The following is an 18,354-nucleotide window of genomic DNA, read 5'->3' as shown; positions in this document are numbered from 1 at the left end:
GTATTGATATTGCAAATCTTGTAGGTCGGATAAGGCGCAGTCGCCATCTGACACAGGCTGTGGCTGCCGGCATTACTGCCCGTAATAGGCATTCGCGCCGTGTTTACGCAGATAGTGTTTATTGAGCAGTTCAGGCTGCATATCCGGTAGCTGCGGGGCCAGCTGGCGCGAGAACAGCCCCATATAGGCACACTCCTCAAGCACCACGGCGTTGTGGACGGCATCGGCGGCGTTTTTACCCCAGGCAAACGGGCCGTGTGAATGAACCAATACCGCCGGGATTTGCGCCGGATCCAGACCGCGCTCTTCAAAGGTTTTAATAATCACCTCGCCGGTCTGATACTCGTACTCGCCGTTAATTTCCTCAACGGTCATCAGTCGGGTACAGGGGATCGCGCCATAGAAATAGTCGGCGTGGGTGGTGCCCCAGGCGGGCAGATCGAGCCCGGCCTGCGACCAGATCGTCGCATGGCGGGAATGGGTATGCACGATCCCGCCGATCTGCGGATAGCGGCGATAGAGCGCCAGATGGGTCGCGGTATCGGACGACGGTTTTTTATGGCCTTCAACGACCTTACCGCTGGCGATCTCTACCACCACCATATCGTCGGCGGTCATCACCTCATATTCAACGCCGGAAGGCTTGATGACCATCAGTTTGCGCGTCTCATCGACCGCGCTGACGTTGCCCCAGGTAAAGGTGACCAGCCCGTGCGCCGGGAGGGCCAGGTTTGCCGCCAGCACCTCGGCTTTCAGTTGCTCTAACATGTGAAACCTCCTTCCTGCATCCGTGATTCAATCCAGCGTCGGGCCTGGATAATTTCCAGCACCGGCTCGCTGGCTTTCTCTGTCCACATCTCAATCAGAAATGAACCGCGATAGTTCAGCTCATGCAGCGTTTTGAAGATGCCAACAAAATCAACGCATCCTTCGCCAAACGGCACGTCGCGGAACTGGCCGGGGCTGTCACCGGTCACCGGCAGCGTGTCTTTCAGGTGGATAGCGGCGATACGGTCAATCCCCAGCTTCAGTTCGGCGGTCACGTCGTTCCCCCAGGCGCTGAGGTTGCCGACGTCTGGATAAACGGTGAACCACGGTGACGAAAGCATCTCGTCCCACTTTTTCCACTTGCTGATGGAGTTCATAAACGCGGTATCCATGATCTCCACCGCCAGCATCACCTGCGCAGCCGCAGCCTGTTCTACCGCCCACGCCAGCCCTTCGGCGAAACGTTGCCGGGTGCCTTCGTCGTGCTCTTCGTAATAGACGTCGTAACCCGCTAACTGGATGGTGCGGATCCCCAGATCGCGCGCCAGGCGAATGGCTTTGGTCATGATTTCACGCGCCCGCTGGCGTACCGCTTCGTCGCGGCTGCCAAAAGGGAAACGGCGATGGGCGGAGAGACACATTGACGGGATAGCGACGCCGCTTTCCAGCATCGCGTTCACCAGCGATGCGCGTTGGGCTGGCGTCCACTCCAGGCGAGAAAGGCGTTCATCCGTTTCGTCCACCGACATCTCGACAAAATCAAAACCGCAGCTTTTTGCCAGCACCAGCCGCTCCGGCCAACTGAGATCTTTCGCCAGTGCTTTCTCGTAAATACCTAATGGATGATTACGCATGTTGTTATCCCCAGATGGCGTCAATTTGGGCGTGGAATTCGGCGGCGACCTGCGCCGGATGGGCGGCACCTGCCAGCGCACGTCCGGCGATAAATGCCTTAACGTTAATGTCGCGGAACAGCGGCAGATCGGCCGGGGTAATGCCACCGGTAATTGACAGTTCAAGGCCAATGTCGGACAGCGCCTTCATGCGCGCCAGATCCGCTTCTCCCCACTGCTGCCCGCTGGCCTGCGCATCGCGTCCGCGGTGGTAAATCGCCTGGCGAACCCCGACGCGATACCAGTCTCGGGCGTCGTCCAGCGTCCAGTTGCCGAACAGTTCCATTTGAATTTCACCGCCGCAGGACTGGGCAACGGCATGGCCTTTCTCGACGGTTGCGAGCGGCGCAGCGCAGATGATAGTCATCCAGTTGGCGCCAGCGCTAAAAGCCTGCTGCGCCAGGGTTTCACCGGCATCGGCCACTTTCCAGTCGGCGACGATGATTTTTTCCGGGCACTGCGCTCGCAGGGCTTTCACCGCGCTAAGGCCTTCGGTTAAACAGAGGATGGTGCCAGCCTCAACGATATCGACATGATCCTGTAGCAGGGCGACATCGCGCTGGGCTGCTTCCAGATTGGTGTGGTCGAGCGCTAGTTGCAGTAGTGGTCGGCTCATAATGCGTGCTCCTTAATACGGGCGTGATAGCCCTGTAGTGCTTCAATCAAATGCTGGTATTGGCGGTATTTACGCTGATAGAGGGCGTGCGCGGCCATGTCCGGCAGCAGCGTGCGCACCGGGTGCCGGAGGTCGCGTTGGGCCTCGCGGAAATTGCGATATACGCCTGTTCCGACGCGGGCAGCCAGCGCCGCGCCGAAGCAGCCGGTCTCCTCCACCTGCGGCAGCTCAATGCGCAGGCCGCTGACGTCCGCCAGCATCTGCATCCAGACGTCGGAGTGGGCCGGTCCGCCGGTAACGCGCAGGGCGCAAACGTCGGTAAAACGTTCACGCATGCGGTTGAGGTGGGTCATATGGCTGAAGACCACGCCTTCATAAATCGCCTGCAGCAGGTGCGCGCGGGTGTGCAGCGCCTGCATCCCGTAAAAACCGCAGGTCATCTCCAGTCCGGCATTGCTGCCGTAGAGAAACGGCAGAAAAAAAAGGTCGCTACCGGCTTTCGGCAGGCTGGCAACCGCTTGGTTGATCTCATCAAAAGAGAGGTCGCCCCACTGGGCGGTGAACCATTCAAGGTTGCCGGAAGAGGTCGGGCTGGCTTCGTGAACGATATACTGCCCGTCATTGACGTAGCGGCCATAGACGTAAGGATGGGCCTCATGGTCGCGCAGACCGTGAGCGATGCCGCTGGTGACGGCCCAGGTACCCATCACCGCATTGAGCGTTGATTCATCCTCAATACCGGCGCAAAGGGCGGTGGAAACCACGTCAAACAGGCCGCCGACGACGGGGGTGCCCACTGCCAGACCGGTGATGGCGGCCGCCTGAGCGGTGATTTCCCCGCATATTTCGGCTGAACCCACCACGGGGGGCAGCGCGCTGTCGATTTCACTGATGCCCAGCCACTCGGTCAGACGCGGGTCGTACTGGCCCGTCGCCATGTTGTAGAGGTTGGACTCGGAGATGTTGCTCTCTTCGCAGCCCTTCACGCCGGTTAAGCACCAGCGCAGATAGTCATGCGTCATCATGACGCAGCCTATCTGCGCGTAACGCTGCGGCTCATTCTCTTTTACCCAGCGTAAAAGGGAGACCGGATGCCCGGTCCATAGAGTTTGTCGGGTCAGCGGGTAGAGTTTTTGCGGAACCGCTTCTTTTTGCCAGCGCTGGACAATTTCCATGGCACGACGGTCGGAAGAGAGTATCGCTTTACCTAATGGCCGATCGCTTTTATCTAACAGGAACAGGCCCTTACCCTGAGCGGAAATACCCAGACCGCGGATTTGTGAGCCGCTCACCCCGGTGTGCGCCAGCAGTTTGCTGATGACCGAGCCGCACTGTTGCCACAGTTCGGTCATATCGCGTTCAACCCAGCCTGGCTGCGGGCTTAAAGCGTGCAGCGGCAGGCGTTGCACCGCTACTTCCCGGCCTGCGCCATCGTACAATCCGGCTTTTAGCCAACTCCCACCACAATCTAACCCCAGCCAGTAATTGCTCATGGCTTATTGCACCTCATCCACGGCTTTCAGGAGGTCGGCGCCCTGTGGGTTGTCTTTCAGGAACATATCGCGTACCTGGCTGCCCAGCGCATCGCTGAAGGCTTTACGGTCGATGTCGGTCAGGACTTCAACTCCGGCTTCTTTCATGCCATCGATAATTTTTTGCTGATCTTCGGCGACCAGTTTGCGCTGATAGTCACCCGCTTCTTTGGCGGAACTCAGCAGTGCCTCCTGGAACTGCGGGCTTAAAGCGTCGAATTTGGCTTTATTGATCACCAGCAGCAGAGGCGAATAGGCGTGATGAGTGAGGGAGAGGTATTTCTGTACCTCATAGAATTTCGCTGACCACACGACGTTGATAGGGTGTTCCTGGGCATCAATCGTACGGGTTTCGAGGCCGGTATAGACTTCGGAGAACGGCATCGGAATAGGGTTGGCACCGAAGATTTTAAAGGCCGCGATATTCATTGGGCTGTTGTTAGTGCGGATTTTTAAGCCTTTCAAATCGCCCGGCGTTTTTACCGGCGCGCGGGAGTTGGTGACGTCGCGCCAGCCGTTTTCCCAGTAGGCGAGGACTTTTAACCCTTTTGAATCGAGTGATTTTTTCAGTTCATCGCCGACTTTACCGTCGAGCGTTTTATGCGCATGCGCGGTATCGCGAAACAGGAAGGGGACATCAAGTAAGTTGAATACAGGGGCCAGGCCGGTGAAATTGTTCGAACCGGACATTTCCATATCAATGGTTCCGCCGCGCACCCCGCTGATCATTGCCTGGGCGTTACCTAATGTGCTGTCAGGAAAGAGTTTTAGCGTTAATTCGCCGTTGGTTTTTTCTTTTAATAATTCGTTAAATTTTTTCGCGGCAATATGTTGGGAGTCAGTTTGCGGTGTTTCATAACCAAAACGTAAAGATTGCGCCGCCAGAGACGACACGCTGAAAACCGTCAGACCAGCTATCAATAATGAACGAGCAATAACGTGTAATTTCATAATATTATCCTTTAATTAATCCATTTAAGCGGTGTGATAATTAGCTCGGGAATAAAAATAAATAAAACCAGCAACGACATCAGTACGACAACGTAAGGGAATACGCCTCTTACCGCGTCATCAAATTTCAATTTTGCTACCCCGGAAATAACGTTGAGGACGTTGCCAACGGGCGGTGTGATTAATCCAATAGAGCAGTTAATAATGAACATGACGCCGAAATAAATCGGATCAATATTGGCTTCTTTAACTAATGGCAATAATACAGGGGTAAGAATTAACACCGTTGGCGTTAAGTCCATCACCATACCGACGACCATAATTGAGATCATAATGACGATAAATAAGAGTCGCGGAGAGTCGACCAGCGGCTGCAGCAAATCTGACACCATCATGGGTAATTCCGCGATCGTAATCAGCCAGGCGGATACCTGAGCTGCGGCCACCAGAAACATGACGACTGACGTCGTTTTGGCGGCATTGACCAGCACGTGGTAGAGACTGGAAAACGTTAATTCCCGATAGATAACCACGGCGACAAAGAGGGCGTAAAACGCGGCAACCGCTCCTGCTTCCGTTGGCGTGAAAAGTCCGGAACGGAAGCCGCCGATAATAATCACCGGTAAAAACAGCGCCCAGATACCTGAAACCAATGATTGCCAGATTTCACGCGGTGTTGCTTTAGGCTGAGAAGGGAGATTTAATCGCCCGGCCTGCCACCACCAGGTGAGCATAAGCGCCGCGCCCATCATGATGCCCGGTGCGATCCCGGCCATAAACAGCTTGCTGATCGACAAGCCGCTGGAAACGCCGAAGATAATAAAAGGAATCGAGGGCGGAATAATTGGCGCAATGATCCCGCCGGAAGCGATTAACCCAACGGAGCGGTTGATCGGATAGTTTGCGGAGCGCATCATCGGCACCAGCAGCGCGGCGACCGCAGCGGTATCTGCTACCGCAGAGCCGGAAAGGCTGGCCATAATCATTGCCGCAATAACGCCCACGTAGCCCAGGCCGCCGGGCTTATGGCCGACCAGCTTCATCGGCAGGTCGACGATTCGCTTTGACAGGCCGCCCGCGTTCATGATTTCACCGGCCAAAACAAAAAAGGGAATGGCCAGCAGGGAGAAGCTGTCCGCGCCGTTAACCAAAGTTTGCGCCATAATCTGCACGTCAAACATATCCAGGTATGCCATCAGAGCAGCGCCGCAAAGCAGCAGCGACCAGGCGATGGGTAAACCTATCGCGATCCCGCCGAGCAGGCAGCAGAGAAATATCACCACGGCCATGATTAGGCTCCTTGCTGTGGTTGTTGAAAGGAATCGTTACGCGTTATTAAGTGATAAAGCCGACGCAGCTCGATTAACGCGATGGCAACGCTTGTGGGCAGACAGGCGATATACATCAGGCCGATCGGTAAACCGAGGATTGGCGAGTGATCGCTCCAGTCCTGCAGTGCTTTTTGTAGGCTGCCCCAGCCTAATGCGATGCATAACAATAAAATCAGTGAATGCGTCAGCAGCGAGAGACGACGCTGATTCGCTGGCGAAAGTTTTTCCACCACAAAAGTGACCTGAACGTGAGCGTTATCCATAAATGCAACGATGGCGCCAATAAACGTCAGCCATACAAATAGATAACGTGATAGTTCATCTACCGACAAAATACTGCTCTCAAAACCGTAACGTAAAATAACGTTAATAAATACAATGCAGGAAAGTACGGCAATTAATACCGCAAGTATGCCCTCAAGTACCCGCTTCATAACGACTCCATCAGGTTATAGAAACTTATTTCTTTCGATGCTGAATAGTGGAACTTAATTTCTTATGTTTGGTTTATATTAGGTCGGCGCAACGTTGAGTTGCAGGCCGAGAATTAAGGTGATTATGTTTAATTCAGGTTAGCTGCGTGTGGCCTTTTTCATCATATTAATACCATCGCGTAATATATTTATGCGGTGATTAATATCGGCGCTGGCATTGATTTCCAACAATTTAATGCCGGTAAACTGCAACCGTTCGGGAGCGGCGGCGGTAATGAGTTCTTTAACATGTTTCTCCGTCATCAGGCTTTGTGGACAGAAAGGTACAAACGGAGCATGGAGGTCCTGCCATTCGCCGTATTCTCCATCCAGCGTTGTACCGGAGAACATCAGCGCCCCGAGTTTTCCAGCCTGTTTGGCCTGCTGCGTGTGGATCAGCGGTAGAGAGGTATCCCGCCCTTCAATAGCCGAGCGCGCCCAGTTAATGCAGACGCTTATGTCATAGTCGGCAATAGTTTCCAGTACGTTTACTAACGGTAAGAATCCTTTGCGCGGTGCGGGGCCGGTCATCGCGTCGCAGTGTTCAAGCACCAGGTCGCAGGACCAGTCCCAGTTGGCAATCTCTTTTAATGAGCGCGCAAAGGCGTCGGTTGCCTGCGCCACGTTCGGATTGCCCGCCAGTGGGGCGGCATGAAGCTCAAGGGCTATGACTTTGCCGGGGGTTTTCGCATTGAGTTTATTTATCTTCTGATAAAGATGACGGTAGTATTCCACGCAGGCTTTACGCTGCTCCTCGTCACTGGACGCTAATCCAAAACCACCGTTTTCGCTACGGCGGCGCATGGTTTCCATTATCGCGGTGACCACGATTTGCCAGTTTCCCGGTGTATGGCGCAATAACCACTCGTCGCCGAGCGGGTGAAGATGTTCAAGACAAGGCTGCTCCAGCCCCCGGATATCCGGAGTACCAGAGAGTTGCCGCCAGAATTCCGTCTCTTCCTCTTCACTCTTCTGGTGAAATGAGGGTGCACAAGGGTACGCACCGATAATATAACCGGTATTATTTTTCATTTTGTGCTCCAGTAAACTCTATTTTATAAAACGTCTATGGCGACTTTTACGACTATTTTCCGTATCGGCGTAGCAATGTTTTTATTACAACCTGGACGATGAACATCCTGCGGGAAAAACAGGGCATAACTTCCCGGTATCATTTCAATGAATGATTCATGTTCACTGTCGTGATAAAAAATAATATCGCGCTGTTCTAATAATGACTCGCTGATTTGATTATTACCGGTATCAATGGCAACCCCAATTTTCTCTTCACCCCATGCCAGAAACTGAATATCCAGATAGCGGCGATGAACCTCCGGACGATTTTCAGCAGCATCGCGGGTGGTCATATCGATTATCTGCGCGAAGATATTTTGGCCGTCGATTTCCACTACGCCGGGTTCCAGCGTGCGAAAGTCCGTATTGCGCAGGAAATCGAGCGCCTGCTCTATGGCCGACGGTAACCGGCACGGATTTGGCTGCGCGATATGTCCAAAAATCATGATGTGGCTCCTTACAGCGCCTGAATTTTGGCCCAGACGCTGTCGTCAATGGTGATACCGTGACGGCGGTTGTCATCCAGCAGTTTGGTAAATTCGTGGCCAGGCAGCCGAATCGCGACGTTGTCGTCGGCACGTTCAGCAGTGGTGATGAAATCCATAATCCGCTGCAGTTTGGCATCGCGGGTTGCGCCATCGATCAGCTTATCCACTTCTATGGCGATGAAGATCTGCGAAACGCCATACTCATCGCTGTTTTCCTGGGTCACTTCGGCAACGGAAGAACCGTTGGAAAGCAGGGTGGCAATCATGTCCAGCACAATCGACAGACCAGAGCCTTTCCAGTAACCCATTGGTAAAATGCGGCGATTTTTCTCGATAACGCCCGGTTCTTTGGTCAAATTACCTTCATCGTCAAATCCACCGTCAACAGGAAGCTCGCGGCCGGCCAGGCGGTTAACCTCCAGCATGCCGTAAGAGAACATCGACATCGACATATCTACCATAGTGATCGGCGTAGACGGGATGGCGACGATCAACGGATTGGTACCGATACGGCACTCTTTCGCGCCCCACGGCGGCATGACGGCGATGGAGTTGGTCCAGCAAATGCCGATATAGCCTTTTTCCGCCGCCTGCCAGCCGTAGCTGCCGCCGCGCATCCAGTGGTTAGCATTACGTAACGCCACCAGGCCAATACCATGATCGGAAGCCAGCTCGATGGCCCGGTCCATCATCTTTTTCGCCGTCAGGTTGCCGATAGCGCGCTGAGCATCCCACTGTTCGATGGCGCCGAGGCTGGTAACCCGCTGCGGTTTAGCATCAGGAATAATGTCGCCGTTATCTAGTTGCTGAATGAAGCGGGGAAAGCGGTTCACGCCGTGGGAATAGACACCGGACTCGGTGGTGCGAGCGAACATTTCCGCGCAGGCGTCGGCGGTATCTTCCGCAATATTCCGCGACCGCAAGACGCGGTAGAAGGCCCCTTTTAACTCTTCGAAAGTTACTTTCATCCCTGTTCTCCTGGTCGATTGTTAGAAATTTTAGTATGTTTTTTTGTCGATAAATTTCATAATACGAAATGTAGTTCCAAATATATAGATCAAAAATTGACATGGCAACGCCAGAGAAGGTTTTTAAAAACGATTAAAATCATCGGGTTATGTTTTTTATGCTGATATCGTGAACTGCAACACACTTTGAGCTACCATCTGATCGCCCAAGAAAGGAGAGAGTTTTCTGATGAGCCAGAACAACGATAAAGAGAAGCCTGCGGGGAGTCAGAGCCTGTTTCGTGGCCTGATGTTGATAGAAATTTTGAGTAACTACCCGAACGGTTGCCCACTGGCGCACCTGTCGGAGCTGGCGGGGTTGAACAAGAGCACCGTCCATCGTTTGTTGCAGGGGCTTCAATCCTGCGGATACGTGACGCCAGCGCCGGCGGCCGGGAGCTACCGTCTGACGACAAAGTTTATTGCCGTCGGCCAAAAAGCCCTGTCATCGCTGAATATCATCCACGTTGCGGCACCGCACCTTGAGGCGCTCAACCTGGCCACCGGCGAGACGGTGAATTTTTCCAGCCGTGAAGATGACCACGCTATCCTGATTTATAAGCTGGAACCGACCACCGGTATGCTGCGCACGCGTGCCTACATTGGCCAGCATATGCCGCTGTACTGCTCGGCGATGGGGAAAATTTATATGGCGTTTGGGCAGCCGGATTATGTGGCGTCTTACTGGGAAAGCCATAAAGATCAGATCCAGCCGCTGACTCGCAACACCATTACCGATTTACCAGCAATGTACGATGAGCTGGCGCAAATTCGTGAAACCAGCATGGCAATGGATCGCGAAGAAAATGAACTGGGCGTTTCCTGTATTGCTGTGCCTGTGTTTGATATTCACCATCGAGTGCCTTACGCCATTTCTATTTCACTGTCGACGTCACGGCTAAAACAGATCGGCGAGAAAAATCTGCTCAAACCGTTGCGTGAAACCGCACAGGCTATCTCTAATGAGCTGGGATTTACCGTTCGCGAATAAGACAGCTCGCCAGGTTTTATCAGGCATCTGACAAAATTTGTCCGTTTGCGTAGTGGGATCAAAGCGGCGGGGAATGGCTCTCTGGCATTCTGGCGTTTTAACGCAGGGGGAGAACAATGAACCGGTTTATTATGGCGGATGCGTCGGCGTGTATCGGGTGTCGTACCTGCGAGGTCGCCTGCGTGGTGTCGCACCAGAAACAGCAGAATAGCGCGGCGGTGACGACGGCGGACTTTGTGCCGCGTATCCGGGTGATAAAAGAAGATAGCTTCACCACGGCCACGGTCTGCCATCAGTGTGAGGACGCGCCGTGCGCGAATGTCTGCCCGGTACGGGCGATTCGCCGTGATCGGGGGCATATCTTCGTGACGCCATCGCGCTGCATTGGTTGTAAAAGCTGTATGCTGGCTTGCCCGTTTGGCGCGATGACCGTGGTGGCGTCCACGTCAGGCGCGCAGGCGATTAAATGCGATCTTTGCTGGCATCGGGAAGCGGGGCCGGCGTGCGTGGAAGCCTGCCCGACCAGTGCGTTACAGTGCGTTGACGCAGCACACGTGCAGCGCCAGCGCCTCTATTCTCAACCTTTCTGAACGTCGTTCCGGCCTGCATGATGGCCGGAATAACCGTCAGCCTTCACGCCAGGCGCGTTCAATCTCTTCTGCCAGAATTTTTACGCCCGCCTCGATTTTATCCGGTTCAGGCACGTAGTTCATCCGCATACATTGGTGTGTGTGCGGCCAGGGTTTATCCAGTCCGGGAAAGAAATAGTGGCCCGGCACCATCAGCACGCCGCGCGCTTTCAAGCGTTGATAGAGTAGCTCGGTGGTAATCGGCAGATCTTTAAACCACAGCCACAAAAATATTGCGCCTTCCGGTTTATGAATCAGGCAGCGTTCTTCGGATAAATAGCGACGAATGATCGCGATCGTCTGTTGAACGCGCTGATAGTAGAAAGGTTTGATAACCGTTTCCGACAGCCGCAGCAGATCGTTACGCTTAATCATTTCGCACATCATCGCCGGACCCATGCCGCCGGGCGCAAGGCTGATGATGCCGTTCATGTTGGCAATGGCGGTAATCGTCTTATCATTGGCGATGATAATCCCGCAGCGGGAGCCGGGCAGCCCCAGCTTTGAGAGGCTCATGCATAGGATAATATTGGGGTTCCACAGCGGGCGCGCCTCGCTAAAGATAATGCCCGGAAACGGTACGCCATAAGCGTTATCAATCACCAGTGGGATGTTGTGCTGATTCGCCAGTCTGTCCAGCTTCATCAGCTCTTCGTCGGTGATAACGTTACCGGTTGGGTTGGTCGGGCGCGAGACGCAAATCATCCCCGTTTCTTCGCCGATGTGCAGATGCTCAAAATCGACGTGATACTTAAACTGGCCTTCCGGCAGCAGTTCAATATTCGGGCGCGCCGAAACGAAGAGGTCGTCTTCCAGACCGGAATCCGCATAGCCGATGTATTCCGGCGCAAGCGGGAATAGTACCTTTTTCGTACTGCCGTCGGCGCGACGTCCGGCGAAGAGATTAAATAAGTAGAAAAACGCGCTCTGACTGCCATTTGTCAGCGCAATATTCTGTGGTTCGATATCCCATCCCAGCGTTTCACGTAGCAGTACGGCCAGTGCATTCAGTAGCGCCGTTTTTCCCTGGGGACCGTCATAATTACAAAGCGCATCAGCGGCTTTGCCGCTTTCTACCATCTCTGTCAGTAGCGTCTGGAAATAATCCTGCATTGCAGGGATGTGTGCCGGGTTACCGCCGCCAAGCATGATGGCGCCTGGCGTGCGTAAGCCGTCGTTGAGATCCTCCATCAGGCGGGTAATGCCTGAATGGCAGGTAAATTTATCGCCGAAAAGTGAAAATGTCATAACGGGTGATCTATCGAACTGTCTGTCAAAGTGGATAACCATAACGCTACAAATGGCGGGGCGCAAATGGGGGTTAGGCGGTGGTATTGATGTTTTATGCTACAAATTTTTATCAGGTTAGTTTTTTATTTTGAAGGGGCTACCGGTACGCGAGGGGACCGGTAGCGCCATGATTAGCGGCGGCCTGCCCAGACGACCATCACCGTATCGTCGCCGTACTGGCGTACAAAACCGTACCCGTGTTTTAGCGTCAGCGTGGTTTGTTGGCCTGCGCCGATGGCGGGATGTCTGGCGCGGAACTGGCTAATACGCTGCCAGTGCGCGACGGCTGCGGCTGACTTTCCGCTCACGTCCTGCCAGTTCATATCTGAACGGGTGCCTTGCAGGGGGTCGGAGCCGGTGGGGCCGAAGGGACGAGCGGATTCATCGCCGTAAAAGATCTGCACCGCGCCCGGCGAAAGCAGCAGCAGTTCCGCCGCCTTATCACCGCTCTCACGGAAAAGGCGCGTATCATGCGAGGAGAGGTAACTTAATACGTTGAAATCCTGCATTTTATCCGCCATCTGCTGCCAGACTGGCCCCATTTCCGCCAGGCAATCGACCGCTTTCGCGGCCTGCTCCTGATAATCAAAATTGATCATCGCGTCGAAACCATAGCGATAATAGTCACTTTTCATGACGCCGTGGCCCCACGCTTCGCCAGTCATCCAGAACGGGCTATCATCCAGCGCTTTGTCCGGATTGGCCTGCTTCCATTCGCGTAATGCCGCGCTGGCCTGGGTTTTTAGCTGTTGCCAGGCAGGAAGCTCAACATTTTTGGCAGTATCGACCCGGAACCCGTCAATGCCGTAATCATGCACCCACTGGCTTAACCAGTGAGTCAGATAATCCCGTGGCGTATAGCCTTCAATGAACTTTGCTTTAGTACCGGGTTTGTTGGCATAGAACGCGGGTAGGCCGGAAGGCGTGGTAGATTCCGTTTTTATATCCGGCAGGAAGGCCAGCGACAGGGTTAAATCGTCAAATCCCGGACTGTCGTAGTCGCCAATATCGGTACGAATCCACTTTTTCCCCCACCATTTTTCCCAGGCGGCGCTGTCGCTGAAGTTGATGTAGTCGTTAAAGCTGTGCCAGCTTTGTCCGGCGGCGGGTCGCCAGTTTGTCCAGCGATCGCCGAGAATTTTTTGCCGTTCCGCGCCGGATAAATAGAGCGCGCCGAACTGATACTCCTGCATATCCGCCAGCGTGGCGTAACCGGCATGATTCATTACTACGTCAAATAAAATACGGATGCCGCGCTGGTGCGCGCCGTCGACCAGCGCGCGGAGATCGGCTTCGCTGCCCATATTGGCATCCAGCGTCGTCCAGTCCTGAGTGTAATAGCCGTGATAGGCGTAATGAGGAAAATCACCTTTTGTTCCGCCGCCGACCCAGCCGTGGATCTGTTCAAACGGCGAGCTTATCCACAAGGCGTTCACGCCTAATTGCTGTAGATAGTCCAGTTTACTCGTCAACCCGCGTAAATCGCCGCCGTGGAAAGTGCCAATCTCTTGCATACCATCCTTATGGCGACCATAGCTGTGGTCGTTGGTTGGATCGCCATTGCGAAAGCGATCCGTAAGCACAAAATAAACGGTGGCGTTGCGCCAGTTAAAAGGCGCTGATGCATGGGTTTCCGCGCGTTCCAGCAATAAAAGCCCGTGGCTGTCGGCAGGTCGCAGCGTGATTTGTCCGTTTTGGACGGTATCGGTTTGACCACTGTAATAATCGCGCACTACCGTCCCTTCCGGAAAGGTTTGGCGAACATCCAGCGTGAGCGGCGAACCATCCCAGACGGGACACTGGTAGGCGAGCTGCGCGGTGCGTTCAGGTTCAGTTTTTATCGATAACAGCAGAGTCGGCGTACCGGAGCGGGTATCTACCGTTATTGTATAGTCGCCATCTTTAAACAAACGCCATTGCGGTGGCGCGCCTTCGCAGGGTTTTAACGACAACATCTGGTTGAGTTTTATGGCGCCGGAGGGCTGCCAGCACTGCTGGTCAATATGGAGCGTTAACGCGCGTGTACCTTTTGTTAATGCAGCATGGCTGGTAAAGCGTCCGGTTTCCTGCGTCGAGAACGTCGGAAAACCGGGCGAGGTCCATGATGAGGCGATCGCGATACCGGGTATCAGCGTCAGAGCGAAGGCGGCAAGTTTCATCACGCTATCCTTTGTGGGCAATATTCATCAGCTTGCCTGGTTTTTAGGCGAATGAACTCCTCCCCCGCAGAGAGTCGCGCAGGAGGAGGCGCGAGGGTGAGCGACGAGGCGCAAAAAAACGCCTCTATTTGCGATAAGCGCCACATTTTATTGGCATTATTGCTGTCTGTTATCGTTAATAGTTGACATAGTTTCGGATTAAGACTATTCCCTGAGGTGCTTTTTAAGCCTATTTTTGCTAGAATTTGGGGTTCAAACCTTAACTTCGTGAAAAATAAAAGGTGTTGGAATGTATCAATCCGACCAGGAGACCTAATGATATTGACTCCCATGCGACGATATGGGGCAATGATTCTTATGTTACTCACCATCGCATTTTCGGGTGAGGTGCTGGCAAAGACGCACGCAACGCAAACGAGTCAAAAGTCCCACATAACCGAGAAAAGTTATAAACAGGTTAGCAGTAAACAAGAGTATTCTCGCAATAGTGCAAAGAGCAGTTCACTTCCTGATTTGCGAAAATACCCTTCCGGAACCCCCAGAAAAAAAGCGTTTCTCCGGACCGTTATGCCTTACATCACCAGCCAAAATGCCGCGATTACCGCGGACCGTAATTGGCTGATCTCAAAACAGTACCAGAACCGCTGGTCGCCGTCTGAGCGCGCGCGTATGAAAGATATCGCGAAGCGCTATAAAGTGAGCTGGTCCGGCAACACGCGTCGTATTCCGTGGAATACGTTGCTGGAGCGCGTCGACATTATCCCAACCAGCATGGTGGCGACGATGGCGGCGGCGGAAAGCGGCTGGGGAACCTCTAAACTGGCGCGTAGTAACAATAACCTGTTCGGCATGAAGTGCACGAAAGGGCGTTGTACCAATACGCCGGGTAAGGTGAAAGGTTACTCGCAATTCGCGTCGGTTGAGGAGTCGGTGAGCGCGTATGTCGCCAACCTGAACACGCATCCGGCTTATTCCTCTTTCCGCAAGTCGCGCGCCCAACTGCGTAAGGCGGATCAGGAAGTCACCGCCACGGCGATGATTCATAAGCTGAAGGGTTACTCTACCCAGGGGTCGCGCTATAACAACTACTTGTTCGCGATGTACCAGGACAACCAGCGTCTGATCGCCGCGCATATGTAATTCTGTGTGCCGGATGGCGCTACGCTATCCGGCTTACAAGGCGTCTGTAGGCTGGATAAACTACAACAACGCTTCACTATGCTGGTCGCGATACTCCTTAGGCGTAGTGACGTACTCCTTTTTAAACACCGAATAGAAATATTGCAGTGACGGGTAGCCGCACATTTGCGAAATTTCGTTTATCGCCAACGTGGTAGAAATCAACAAACTACGCGCTTTTTCCAGCTTTTCGGCGTGGATCAGCGCATGTATCGTCTCGCCAACTTCTTCCTTAAAACGTTTTTCCAGGTTTGAACGTGAAATCCCAACCGCATCCAGCACCTGCTCGACTTTAATGCCCTTACAGGCATGGTTACGAATAAAGTGCATCGCCTGGATAACCGCCGGATCGGTCAGGGAGCGATAGTCTGTCGAGCGGCGCGCAATGACGCGCACCGGCGGCACCAGAATGCGCTGTAACGGCATCTCTTCGCGCGCCAGCAAACGGTGCAGCAGCTTCGCCGCCTGATAGCCCATTTGCCGCGCCCCCTGCGCGACGGAGGAAAGCGCCACGCGCGACAGATAACGGGTTAACTCTTCGTTATCAATACCGATAACGCAAAGTTTTTCCGGCACCGGAATATGCAGGTGTTCACAGGCCTGCAATACGTGGCGGGCGCGGGCATCCGTTACGGCAATGATGCCGGTTTGCGGCGGCAGCGTCTGAAGCCAGTCGGCGAGGCGATTTTGCGCGTGCTGCCAGTTTTCCGGCGCGGTTTCTAGCCCCTGATAGACTACGCCGCGGTATTTTTCCTCGGCGACCAGCTGGCGAAAGGCGTATTCCCGTTCCGCCGCCCAATGTTTACGGCTGGAGTCGGGCAAACCGTAAAACGCGAAGCGGTTAACGCCTTTTTCTTTTAAGTGCAGGAAAGCGCTTTCAACGAGCGCATGATTATCGGTGGCGATGTAATGAACGGCGGGATAATTTTCAGCAAGATGGTAAGAACCGCCGACCCCGACAATGGGTACGTCGACATCGGCCAATAATTGAGCGATATCGTCATCATCGTAATCGGCAATAACGCCGTCGCCTAACCACTCTTTAATGTTATCGATACGGGCACGGAAATCTTCCTCAATAAATATATCCCATTCGGATTGCGAGGCTTGTAAATATTCACCCACCCCCTCCACTACCTGACGGTCATAGGCTTTATTCGCGTTAAATAACAGAGTGATGCGGTGACGTTTATCAAACATGAGGATATATCCTGCAAAAGTGAACCTGGACTCATGGATACTATCAAAACGGCTGACATAACGGTCTGGCGAATGATGACAAATTATTTTGCGCCTGAAACGTTATGCGAAATTCATCACAGCAAACGGCGGATGACAATTGTCATTTCTTATCTATATATTACGGTTTTTTGTTTATTTGCCAGGATTCGATCGCGATCGCTTTTTTCTTCTGTGGTTTTCAGCGTTTTTTTGAGAGCCAGAGCACATTTGGGGATTCTCTTAATAGCGGTGTGAAATAACGTAATTGAGCAATAAATCAGGAAATTCCAGTATGACGTTATGTCGTTTACTTGCCGTCTTATCTGATTATGGAGCTCACTATGCAGGCTTATTTTGACCAACTCGATCGTGTTCGCTATGAAGGCCCTCAATCGACTAACCCGCTGGCATTTCGTCATTACAATCCCGACGAGCTGGTTTTAGGTAAACGTATGGAAGATCACCTGCGTTTCGCGGCCTGTTACTGGCATACCTTCTGCTGGAACGGCGCGGATATGTTTGGTGTAGGCGCGTTTAATCGTCCGTGGCAGCAACCGGGCGAAGCGCTGGAGCTGGCGAAACGCAAAGCGGAGGTGGCGTTTGAATTTTTCCACAAACTGAATGTGCCTTTTTATTGCTTCCATGACGTGGATGTGTCGCCGGAAGGCGCGTCGTTGAAAGAATATAAAAACAACTTCGCGCAGATGGTGGATGTGCTGGCGGCGAAACAGGAGCAGAGCGGCGTAAAACTGCTGTGGGGAACGGCGAACTGCTTTACCAACCCGCGCTATGGCGCAGGCGCCGCTACTAACCCGGATCCGGAAGTCTTTAGCTGGGCAGCGACGCAAGTGGTTACGGCAATGAACGCCACGCATAAACTGGGCGGCGAAAATTACGTCCTGTGGGGCGGGCGCGAAGGTTATGAAACGTTGCTGAATACCGATCTGCGCCAGGAACGCGAACAGATTGGCCGTTTTATGCAAATGGTGGTCGAGCACAAACATAAAATGGGTTTCCAGGGCACGCTGCTGATTGAACCGAAACCGCAGGAACCGACAAAACATCAGTATGATTATGACGTTGCAACGGTCTATGGCTTCCTCAAACAGTTCGGCCTGGAAAAAGAGATCAAAGTGAACATTGAGGCGAACCACGCGACGCTGGCGGGTCATTCGTTCCACCATGAAATCGCGACCGCTATCGCGCTGGGTATTTTTGGCTCCGTTGACGCCAACCGCGGCGATGCGCAACTGGGCTGGGATACCGATCAGTTCCCGATTAGCGTTGAAGAGAACGCGCTGGTGATGTACGAAATCCTGAAAGCGGGCGGATTCACGACGGGCGGTCTCAACTTCGACGCCAAAGTTCGTCGCCAGAGCACCGATAAATACGATCTGTTCTACGGTCATATCGGCGCGATGGATACGATGGCGTTGTCGCTGAAAATCGCCGCGCGTATGGTTGAAGACGGCGAGCTGGATAAACGCGTGGCGAAGCGCTATGCCGGCTGGAATGGCGAGCTGGGTCAGCAGATTCTGAAAGGACAACTCTCCTTAGGCGAACTGGCGCAGTATGCGGAGCAGCATAATCTGGCGCCAGTACATCAAAGCGGTCATCAGGAGCTGTTAGAAAATCTGGTTAACCGTTATCTGTTTGATAAATAACCCTATCTACCGGGCGACTCCGCGTTAGCCCGGCCTGTAGTCGTGATTAGCCCGGTAAGCGTAGCGCTGCCGGGCGCTTTCAGTAAAG

At 53.5% G+C, this 18,354-nt stretch carries 17 protein-coding genes; 4 read left to right on the top strand and 13 right to left on the bottom strand.

The window, feature by feature from the left end:
* Window positions 1-72: 72 nt before the first annotated feature.
* The 10 genes from araD to yiaK form a co-directional block, all read right to left on the bottom strand.
* Entirely contained in the window at window positions 73-768 is a 696-nt protein-coding gene (gene araD, locus NA389_RS14850; protein WP_000893170.1) for an L-ribulose-5-phosphate 4-epimerase, read from the bottom strand.
* Window positions 762-1,622 (bottom strand): L-ribulose-5-phosphate 3-epimerase, encoded by an 861-nt coding sequence (locus NA389_RS14845; protein WP_001244032.1) that lies wholly within the window; start codon window positions 1,620-1,622, stop codon window positions 762-764. Before NA389_RS14845 ends, araD begins: the two co-directional genes overlap by 7 nt.
* 4 nt (window positions 1,623-1,626) lie before the next feature.
* A complete protein-coding gene (gene ulaD / locus NA389_RS14840; RefSeq protein WP_000089519.1) occupies window positions 1,627-2,277 on the bottom strand; it encodes a 3-keto-L-gulonate-6-phosphate decarboxylase UlaD in 651 nt (216 codons plus the stop codon).
* Window positions 2,274-3,770, bottom strand: a complete 1,497-nt coding sequence (locus NA389_RS14835) for an FGGY-family carbohydrate kinase (RefSeq protein WP_000074083.1) — start codon at window positions 3,768-3,770, stop codon at window positions 2,274-2,276. The genes ulaD and NA389_RS14835 overlap by 4 nt, the downstream gene beginning before the upstream one ends.
* Window positions 3,771-3,773: 3 nt before the next feature.
* A complete protein-coding gene (gene yiaO / locus NA389_RS14830; protein WP_000766337.1) occupies window positions 3,774-4,760 on the bottom strand; it encodes a 2,3-diketo-L-gulonate TRAP transporter substrate-binding protein YiaO in 987 nt (328 codons plus the stop codon).
* A gap of 11 nt (window positions 4,761-4,771) precedes the next feature.
* A complete protein-coding gene (gene yiaN, locus NA389_RS14825) occupies window positions 4,772-6,049 on the bottom strand; it encodes a 2,3-diketo-L-gulonate TRAP transporter large permease YiaN (RefSeq protein WP_000301822.1) in 1,278 nt (425 codons plus the stop codon).
* A gap of 2 nt (window positions 6,050-6,051) precedes the next feature.
* Window positions 6,052-6,525, bottom strand: coding sequence for a 2,3-diketo-L-gulonate TRAP transporter small permease YiaM (gene yiaM / locus NA389_RS14820; protein ID WP_000832313.1), 474 nt, complete (start codon window positions 6,523-6,525; stop codon window positions 6,052-6,054).
* Between the two features lie 138 nt (window positions 6,526-6,663).
* Window positions 6,664-7,596, bottom strand: a complete 933-nt coding sequence (locus NA389_RS14815; RefSeq protein WP_000794995.1) for a DUF4862 family protein — start codon at window positions 7,594-7,596, stop codon at window positions 6,664-6,666.
* 23 nt (window positions 7,597-7,619) lie between these two features.
* A complete protein-coding gene (locus tag NA389_RS14810) occupies window positions 7,620-8,084 on the bottom strand; it encodes a YhcH/YjgK/YiaL family protein (RefSeq protein WP_000576104.1) in 465 nt (154 codons plus the stop codon).
* Between the two features lie 11 nt (window positions 8,085-8,095).
* On the bottom strand, window positions 8,096-9,094 hold the full coding sequence (gene yiaK / locus NA389_RS14805; protein WP_000869005.1) for a 3-dehydro-L-gulonate 2-dehydrogenase: 999 nt from the start codon (window positions 9,092-9,094) through the stop codon (window positions 8,096-8,098).
* Window positions 9,095-9,323: 229 nt separating this feature from the next.
* Here yiaK and yiaJ point away from each other — a divergent pair, with 229 nt between their 5' ends.
* Both yiaJ and NA389_RS14795 read left to right on the top strand, forming a co-directional pair.
* Window positions 9,324-10,124: an IclR family transcriptional regulator YiaJ gene (gene yiaJ, locus NA389_RS14800; RefSeq protein WP_000081338.1), complete on the top strand. Its 801-nt coding sequence runs from the start codon at window positions 9,324-9,326 to the stop codon at window positions 10,122-10,124.
* Window positions 10,125-10,240: 116 nt separating this feature from the next.
* Window positions 10,241-10,714: a 4Fe-4S dicluster domain-containing protein gene (locus NA389_RS14795; protein WP_001078825.1), complete on the top strand. Its 474-nt coding sequence runs from the start codon at window positions 10,241-10,243 to the stop codon at window positions 10,712-10,714.
* A gap of 36 nt (window positions 10,715-10,750) precedes the next feature.
* Here NA389_RS14795 and avtA read toward each other — a convergent pair whose 3' ends face one another.
* Window positions 10,751-12,001, bottom strand: a complete 1,251-nt coding sequence (gene avtA / locus NA389_RS14790) for a valine--pyruvate transaminase (RefSeq protein ID WP_000144324.1) — start codon at window positions 11,999-12,001, stop codon at window positions 10,751-10,753.
* A 173-nt stretch (window positions 12,002-12,174) separates the two neighbouring features.
* Window positions 12,175-14,202 (bottom strand): alpha-amylase, encoded by a 2,028-nt coding sequence (locus NA389_RS14785; protein ID WP_000761317.1) that lies wholly within the window; start codon window positions 14,200-14,202, stop codon window positions 12,175-12,177.
* Between the two features lie 315 nt (window positions 14,203-14,517).
* Here NA389_RS14785 and NA389_RS14780 point away from each other — a divergent pair, with 315 nt between their 5' ends.
* Entirely contained in the window at window positions 14,518-15,342 is an 825-nt protein-coding gene (locus NA389_RS14780) for a protein bax (RefSeq protein ID WP_001562170.1), read from the top strand.
* 60 nt (window positions 15,343-15,402) lie between these two features.
* Here NA389_RS14780 and xylR read toward each other — a convergent pair whose 3' ends face one another.
* Window positions 15,403-16,581 carry a D-xylose utilization transcriptional activator XylR gene (xylR, locus tag NA389_RS14775; protein WP_000459824.1) on the bottom strand — a complete coding sequence of 393 codons (1,179 nt, stop codon included), beginning with the start codon at window positions 16,579-16,581 and terminating at the stop codon, window positions 15,403-15,405.
* A gap of 362 nt (window positions 16,582-16,943) precedes the next feature.
* On the opposite strand from xylR, the gene xylA reads away from it, so the two are divergent.
* Window positions 16,944-18,266 (top strand): xylose isomerase, encoded by a 1,323-nt coding sequence (gene xylA, locus NA389_RS14770; protein ID WP_001149570.1) that lies wholly within the window; start codon window positions 16,944-16,946, stop codon window positions 18,264-18,266.
* Window positions 18,267-18,354 lie beyond the last annotated feature (88 nt).

The sequence above is a fragment of the Salmonella sp. NW645 genome, assembly GCF_051703725.1.
GTDB lineage: Bacteria > Pseudomonadota > Gammaproteobacteria > Enterobacterales > Enterobacteriaceae > Salmonella > Salmonella enterica.
This window is presented reverse-complemented; position numbering and strand designations above follow the sequence as displayed.

Coding starts and splice junctions, on each gene's coding strand:
- NA389_RS14785 (WP_000761317.1), bottom strand. CDS start 14,202: ATGAAACTTGCCGCCTTCGCTCTGACGCTGATACCCGGTATCGCGATC.
- ulaD (WP_000089519.1), bottom strand. CDS start 2,277: ATGAGCCGACCACTACTGCAACTAGCGCTCGACCACACCAATCTGGAA.
- NA389_RS14815 (WP_000794995.1), bottom strand. CDS start 7,596: ATGAAAAATAATACCGGTTATATTATCGGTGCGTACCCTTGTGCACCC.
- avtA (WP_000144324.1), bottom strand. CDS start 12,001: ATGACATTTTCACTTTTCGGCGATAAATTTACCTGCCATTCAGGCATT.
- yiaM (WP_000832313.1), bottom strand. CDS start 6,525: ATGAAGCGGGTACTTGAGGGCATACTTGCGGTATTAATTGCCGTACTT.
- xylR (WP_000459824.1), bottom strand. CDS start 16,581: ATGTTTGATAAACGTCACCGCATCACTCTGTTATTTAACGCGAATAAA.
- araD (WP_000893170.1), bottom strand. CDS start 768: ATGTTAGAGCAACTGAAAGCCGAGGTGCTGGCGGCAAACCTGGCCCTC.
- yiaJ (WP_000081338.1), top strand. CDS start 9,324: ATGAGCCAGAACAACGATAAAGAGAAGCCTGCGGGGAGTCAGAGCCTG.
- NA389_RS14780 (WP_001562170.1), top strand. CDS start 14,518: ATGATATTGACTCCCATGCGACGATATGGGGCAATGATTCTTATGTTA.
- xylA (WP_001149570.1), top strand. CDS start 16,944: ATGCAGGCTTATTTTGACCAACTCGATCGTGTTCGCTATGAAGGCCCT.
- NA389_RS14795 (WP_001078825.1), top strand. CDS start 10,241: ATGAACCGGTTTATTATGGCGGATGCGTCGGCGTGTATCGGGTGTCGT.
- yiaK (WP_000869005.1), bottom strand. CDS start 9,094: ATGAAAGTAACTTTCGAAGAGTTAAAAGGGGCCTTCTACCGCGTCTTG.
- NA389_RS14845 (WP_001244032.1), bottom strand. CDS start 1,622: ATGCGTAATCATCCATTAGGTATTTACGAGAAAGCACTGGCGAAAGAT.
- NA389_RS14810 (WP_000576104.1), bottom strand. CDS start 8,084: ATGATTTTTGGACATATCGCGCAGCCAAATCCGTGCCGGTTACCGTCG.
- yiaO (WP_000766337.1), bottom strand. CDS start 4,760: ATGAAATTACACGTTATTGCTCGTTCATTATTGATAGCTGGTCTGACG.
- yiaN (WP_000301822.1), bottom strand. CDS start 6,049: ATGGCCGTGGTGATATTTCTCTGCTGCCTGCTCGGCGGGATCGCGATA.
- NA389_RS14835 (WP_000074083.1), bottom strand. CDS start 3,770: ATGAGCAATTACTGGCTGGGGTTAGATTGTGGTGGGAGTTGGCTAAAA.